Origin of the sequence: Thermococcus sp. 21S7, assembly GCF_012027615.1 — an archaeon.
In the GTDB taxonomy this organism is placed as follows: domain Archaea; phylum Methanobacteriota_B; class Thermococci; order Thermococcales; family Thermococcaceae; genus Thermococcus.
This window is the reverse complement of record NZ_SNUT01000027.1, coordinates 1-396: the sequence shown is the minus strand read 5'-3', so window position 1 is coordinate 396 and position 396 is coordinate 1. Positions and strand designations below refer to the sequence as shown.

1 protein-coding gene is annotated in these 396 nt (G+C 53.5%); it reads left to right on the top strand.

Features of this window, described 5'->3' with window-relative positions; all coding sequences use genetic code 11:
* Positions 1-132: 132 nt before the first annotated feature.
* A partial coding sequence (locus E3E51_RS12960) for a fumarate hydratase (RefSeq protein ID WP_206204589.1) occupies positions 133-396 on the top strand: 264 nt, incomplete at its 3' end.

Sequence of the window (396 nt, the reverse complement as noted above, 5' to 3'; positions counted from 1 at the left end):
GACGTGGGACTACTCCGGTGAGATAAGGCGAGACAACCTAACCGTTAAGGCTGTTCCGCTCTGGAGGTGGCTTTTAAATTTTCGCGTCAACCTTTTTAATCCCAAACGCAACTTTCAACAGGTGAATGCCAATTGATTGATGCCGTCGTCGAGGCGATAAGGCTGGCCGTCACGAGGATTCCCGATGATGTCGTTTTGGCCATCAGGGAGGCTTACGAGCGAGAGGAGAGCAAAATAGCGCGCTTCAACCTCAGAAACATTCTCAAGTCCATAGAGATTGGTAAAATCGAGTCCATTCCCGTCTGCCAGGACACGGGCACGGTGACCTTCTTCGTCGAGGCCGGCGTTGAGAGTCCCTGCCTCGGTGGACTCAGAGACCTGCTCACCGAGGCTACG